Origin of the sequence: Nostoc sp. NOS(2021), assembly GCF_017115025.1 — a bacterium.
Taxonomy (GTDB): domain Bacteria; phylum Cyanobacteriota; class Cyanobacteriia; order Cyanobacteriales; family Nostocaceae; genus Nostoc.
Window position 1 is genome coordinate 4,282 of sequence record NZ_JABXKM010000110.1, and the last position, 5,418, is coordinate 9,699.

Here is a 5,418-nt window from a genome sequence, read left to right on the forward strand (position 1 = left end):
TTAAATTGTGGAATCTGGAGACAGGAAAGTTAATCCGCACCTTGCAGGGACATAGTGAGCGGATTCTTTCGGTTGCTTTTGCTCCCGATGGGAAGACCCTTGCCAGTGGTAGTAAAGACAAAACAATTAAATTGTGGAATCTGGAGACAGGCAAGTTAATCCACACTTTAAAGGGACATAATGATAAGGTTAATTCCGTTGCCTTTTTGCCCAGTGCAACTCCAAATGGTGTCAACCTTGTCAGCGGTAGTAGTGACAAGACAATTAAACTGTGGAATTCGGTAACAGGAAAGGAAATCCACACTTTAGAAACTGGTTCTGGATATATTTATGCCATTGCCATCAGCCCAGATGGACAAACTATTGCCGGTGGTGGGAGTGGTGAGAACATTCTCAAGGTTTGGCAGATGATTCACTGAAAAGTGCTGGTCGGGGTGATTCGGGATAGGTTGCCACTTTTTCGCGTTTCACCCCAGAATATTGAGGAGAAATTGGGATATTTAGTTGACCCTGATAACGTAGAATAAATTGCTGACAATCTAATTCAAATCTTGCAAGGTGATTGCTCTAATCCAGTAATTTAGCAACCATAATACTTGCAACAAACAACTATTGAAGCTTTTGATTTTAGCCAGTTTCGTGCAAGTTTAGCAGACCTATTGAACGAAATGAATTAAAATTTATTTTCCAGTTTTTTGTATAAATTTAATTGATTAAAAATGGAAGATTCAGTGTTTGTTATATTTCTTGCCTTTGGGTGTATTTGGATATTGATGGGAGTTGTAGGTTGGATTGCGTTTTTAAAATCTGAGGGTGAGGAAATTAAGTTTGGGAAGTGGGGACTTATAGTTGCTATTCCAATCCTAATACCAATAATTTTTTCTCTGATTATTGGTATATTTTATCGTTAGTAGAATCAATATTTATCTTACAATCCCTGTTTGTTCACTTGTTAATTGCACCCCTAACCAAAATCACTGTACTTTCTACACCAGAGGCGATCGCTTCGGGAATATTACCTTGAATCGCCTGCTGCAACAATCCCTCGCGCGAAGCTCCCAAAACGACAACATCGTAACCTTCGGTTTTCACTAGGTTAATCACTCCTTCAGCTACTGAATTAGCTTGGACTGGGAGAGCAACTACAGTACTGGACAATTTGCGGCGACGCATCAAATGGCGGATGGCTTGTTCTGAAATTGTCATGTCTGGCTTTAATTCAGATGGCTTAAACACCTGTGTTAGGCGAATTTGTGGTTCATTTCCCAATGTCAGTAAAGCTGGAAGCAATTTAATCGCTAGCCGGGAATTGGGGCCACCAGCCATTGGAACTAGCCAGCGATTGAAGGAGTGTTGAGTAGGCAGAGACGCGATTAATCGCGTCTCTACTGGAGATTGCTGAGTGGTGCCTAATTTTACTAAGACTACTTCGCAGGTGGCTTGGCGAATTATGGTGTCTACAACGTTGCCAAAAATCCGACCAGGGGTAGATGTGCCACCTTTCCATCCCATTAAAATCAGGTCGATGTGTTCTTCGTTGATTGTCTCCAAAATGGACTGGGCTACATCATGGGTAACTCGAATCTGCGTGTGCAGGGGAATTTGCCATTTTTTTGCTAAGACTTCCGCCTGTCGTAGCAAGCGGCGACTTTTTGCCGTTCTTACCTGTGTTTCCGATGGGGAACTGTGGCGGGGTATCAGCATCACTTGCACGCAATCTATTTCATAATGGCGATCGCGGGCAATAGCTGCTGCCATTTGTAATAAAATACCCGCTGTTTCGGGATTTGCTACGGGTACTAATAATCTACCTCTGCCGGTGCTGGGCGATCGCGTTTGGTAAACTACATATGAAGGTTCTGGTCGCAGTCTTGGGGTGGCATTTTCACCATTGAGATGGTCTGCTTCCGCCCGAATAATATCTCCACGGGTAATAATTCCAATCAGTTTCCGTCCATCTACCACTGGTAAACGACTGATTTGATAGCGATCGAGTAAATACAGCACATTGCTCAGGCTGTGGATCGATGTTACGCTCATCGGAGTGGTGGTCATTATTTCCCGTAAGGGAGTATCGTTTGCTAAGTTGCGATCGCGGATATTTAGTAAATCTGATTGCGTCACAATTCCGACAAGCTTGCTCTCCTCTACCACTGGAAAGCCCCGATGGTGAGAACGGGCAAATGCCTGCATCACTTCATCTAAAGGCATCTCTGTATCCAGAGTTTCTACTTGTTGCTGCATGACATCTTTGGCTGTCAAATTTGTCATTATCCCCCCCGCAGGTGGTGCTTTTTCGATAGTTATGCCATTCCACGCCAAAAGTTTGTCGTATAGTGATCCTGGCTCTAACTTTTCGGCGACTAGATACGACGTTGCACAGCCAATCATTAAGGGCAGCACTAAGTTGAAATCTGTAGTCATTTCAAACACAATTATTATCCCTGTGATTGGCACTCTGGCGACCGCAGTAAAAAATGCGCCCATTCCTGCCAAGGCATAGGTAATTGGTAATCCAGTCGCTATCCCGAAAGGAAGAAGCAGACTGTGTTCTCCTATACCCACCAAGTAGCCAAGGGCAGCCCCAAGGGTCAAAGCGGGAGCAAACAATCCTCCGGGCACACCAGAGCCATAGGCTACCAGGGTCAGGATAAACTGGGATAAAAAGGCGATCGCGGCCATTGACCAGCTAGCCTCACCTGTAATTAAAATTTCCCGTAGTCCTGTGTTGTCTCGAAATGCTAGCGGTAGTAATGCCACAATCATCCCAGACACTAACCCAGCTAGTGCCACACGAGCAGGTAATCCAAAACGCAGCGAGCGTCGGTAAACAGTTAAGCTGGTAATAATCCCACGATTGAACAGCGCCCCCATCAAGCCAGCCAGAACCCCCAACACCAAATAGAAGGGAATATCTTGAACCAAAAACTCTGTCTTGGAAGCAGTTAATGCTAGATTCAGATCCAGGCTGCGACCACCCAATAAGCGGGAGACCACGGCACCGATAAAAGAAGCCAGAATCGCAGTGCCTAGAGTAAATTCAGAGAAATCCTGTAACAGTTCTTCGACGACAAACAACACACCTGCAATTGGCGTATTGAAGGCAGCCGCTAACCCTGCTCCTGCACCAGCAGCAATCAACTGGCGGCGGTGGTCTGGTGAAGTCGGAAACCACCGACTTAGTTGAGCGGCTAAAGCGGCGCTGACCTGAACTGTTGGGCCTTCCCGCCCTAAAGCTAGCCCAGAACCTAGTGCCAGAATACCACCGATTAGCTTGACCAGAGCAACCCGCAAATCTAAAGCAATTGGTATACGGGCTAGCACTGCTTTGACTTGAGGAATACCGCTCCCGGAAGTTTCTGGGGCTACGCGCTCAACCAGCCATCCTGCTAGGAATCCAAAGGTGAGTCCGATACCTGGTAGCACGAACCAAGCTGGTAGCAGCAGCGATGTCTGCACTCGCCAGGCACCTAGCAATCCCACCCCCGATTTAAGTAAGACTGCTGCAAGGGCTGAAACCAAACCAATCAGACAAGCTTCAAAAATTGCTAAACGACGCCGTGGTTGTAGCTGTTGCCGAAAGCGCTGGAAGATAGGTGAGTACCACATGATGTCAAATTTATCAAGAAGAATTCAGAAATCAGGAGCAAAGCTTAGGATTGCTCTGCGGCTTGGCGTCAGAATTCAGTATGAATTGTGTACGAGTCGGTGATAGCGTAGCGGTAGCGAGTGTCTGAATATTGCTTAAAATCTCGCCCCTAGTGGACGAAACTAGTATTAAATATTCTTCCTAATTAAAACTCTATCCCTTTATGGGTAGAGTATACAGAATTCTGAATTCTGTATTCTTCTTCAATTGCTTCTCCCGGTAGTGGATAGCCCTTCTACTATCAGAGATGGAGTGTAACAAGAACCATTCCAATCAGCATCGTTGCCCAGTGTAACCAATTGCTTCAGGGCTGTGTAGACATTACCTGCAACCATCGTATCCTTAACGCGCCCAATTACGTGACCATTTTGGACGCGGTAGCCTAAATCTACGTTGATCGAAAAATCTCCAGAAATACTGCCGCCATCACCCAGTATTTGATCCACAATCAAGCCATCATCCAGTTGTTGAATCAAATCTGGTAGCGATGCCGAACCGGGCTGGATGAGAAAATTAAATAAACCAGGGATGGGATAGCTACCTAAACCAGGGCGAAAACCATTTCCAGTGGTGTCAGTACCCAGTTGGTGCCCGGTGGTGCGATCGCCATAAAAATGCTGTAAAGTCCCGTTTTGGATAAATACTAAAGATTGAGTCGGACTGCCTTCATCATCGAAAGGACAACTGTAAGGGCCCGCTTCCGGGTCTTGGTAGAGGGTGAGGCTAGGTGCAACTACTGGGTTCCCGAGGCGTTCTGCCCAAGGCGAAGCTACTTCTAAAACTCGCTTGCCATTCAAAGCTGCTTGCACAGTACTCCAAAGCATATCGGCGGCTTTTGAAGTGAACAAAACCGGGATGCGACCAGTCGGAGGTGAGACATTTTCTCTGGCCCAAATTAACCTCTGTAAAATTTGATTAGCTAATCTCTCAGGGTGGAGTTCACCCCGCTGAGTTTGTCCATCAGCAACATTCAAAAAATCATCGCCACGCACCCATTCTGCTGATATGTAGCAACTGAGGGTAGTATCGGTGTAGTGACAATCTAAACCTTTGGTATTGACTAGTCTAGTGGTTTCAATATCACATTCCCAGTCACCATTGCAAACAACATCGGGATAGGCATCACGGATAAGTGCGATCGCTTCTGCGCCCCAGCCGACCAAAATCTCTATCGGCACACTTTCCCCTAAATCTGGGTAAGAGGGCTGAAAGTTAGAGCCTAATTCTACTGTTTCTGGATGATTAAGTTGACTTAGTGCCAGAGCTTTTTCCACCATTACTTCGGCTAGGACAGAACCGTAAGCCACCGTGAGTCCCGGACGCCCGTTTCGCCAAAGCCGTAGTGCTGTGCCTTCAGATTGGTTAGTTTCTAGCTGTTTGAGACGGTTTGCCTCAAAAAACACTGGACGAGAAAGCGATCGCGACTGATACACTTCAGCAGCTTCTGCTCCAGATTTTATAGCTAGTTCCAGCAGCTGTTCTGCTAGTGTATCTTGTGACAAATTTTCAGAACCCATGACCCTTAGTGAATTGTGGATTTTGAACCGCATATCAACGCTGTCTCTTGAAAGTCTGATCCCTAGCGATCGAACTTTTCGCTGATGGACGCAGATAACTATCCAAAAATCATCAGCGTGTTTCGGCAGTTGCGATTTTGAACCGCAGATCAACGTTGATGGACGCAGTTAATTATCCCAAATCATCGCCATATCTCGACGGATCTAGTCATTAGTCATTAGTCATTGGTCATTAGTCATTAGTTATTGGAC

4 protein-coding genes are annotated in these 5,418 nt (G+C 45.9%); 2 read left to right on the plus strand and 2 right to left on the minus strand.

The genetic code is table 11. From position 1 onward, the window contains the following. Together HWQ41_RS13865 and HWQ41_RS13870 are read left to right on the plus strand one after the other, a co-directional pair. Positions 1-419, plus strand: a 419-nt coding sequence (locus HWQ41_RS13865; RefSeq protein WP_292763539.1) for a WD40 repeat domain-containing protein, incomplete at its 5' end; no start/stop codon positions are given. A 300-nt stretch (positions 420-719) separates the two neighbouring features. Beyond that, positions 720-911 carry a hypothetical protein gene (locus HWQ41_RS13870; protein WP_292763540.1) on the plus strand — a complete coding sequence of 64 codons (192 nt, stop codon included), beginning with the start codon at positions 720-722 and terminating at the stop codon, positions 909-911. Positions 912-945: 34 nt separating this feature from the next. Here the strand turns inward: HWQ41_RS13870 and HWQ41_RS13875 are convergent, their stop codons facing one another. After that, the gene (locus HWQ41_RS13875; RefSeq protein ID WP_292763541.1) at positions 946-3,609 is read right to left on the minus strand and encodes a chloride channel protein; all 2,664 of its coding nucleotides are present in this window, start codon (positions 3,607-3,609) and stop codon (positions 946-948) included. Positions 3,610-3,852: 243 nt separating this feature from the next. Then, the gene (locus HWQ41_RS13880; protein WP_292763542.1) at positions 3,853-5,166 is read right to left on the minus strand and encodes a TldD/PmbA family protein; all 1,314 of its coding nucleotides are present in this window, start codon (positions 5,164-5,166) and stop codon (positions 3,853-3,855) included. Between the last annotated feature and the right edge of the window lie 252 nt (positions 5,167-5,418).

What these genes read in the sequence shown, in the direction of transcription:
- HWQ41_RS13870 (WP_292763540.1), top strand. Translation starts at nt 720, where the DNA reads ATGGAAGATTCAGTGTTTGTTATATTTCTTGCCTTTGGGTGTATTTGG.
- HWQ41_RS13875 (WP_292763541.1), bottom strand. Translation starts at nt 3,609, where the DNA reads ATGTGGTACTCACCTATCTTCCAGCGCTTTCGGCAACAGCTACAACCA.
- HWQ41_RS13880 (WP_292763542.1), bottom strand. Translation starts at nt 5,166, where the DNA reads ATGGGTTCTGAAAATTTGTCACAAGATACACTAGCAGAACAGCTGCTG.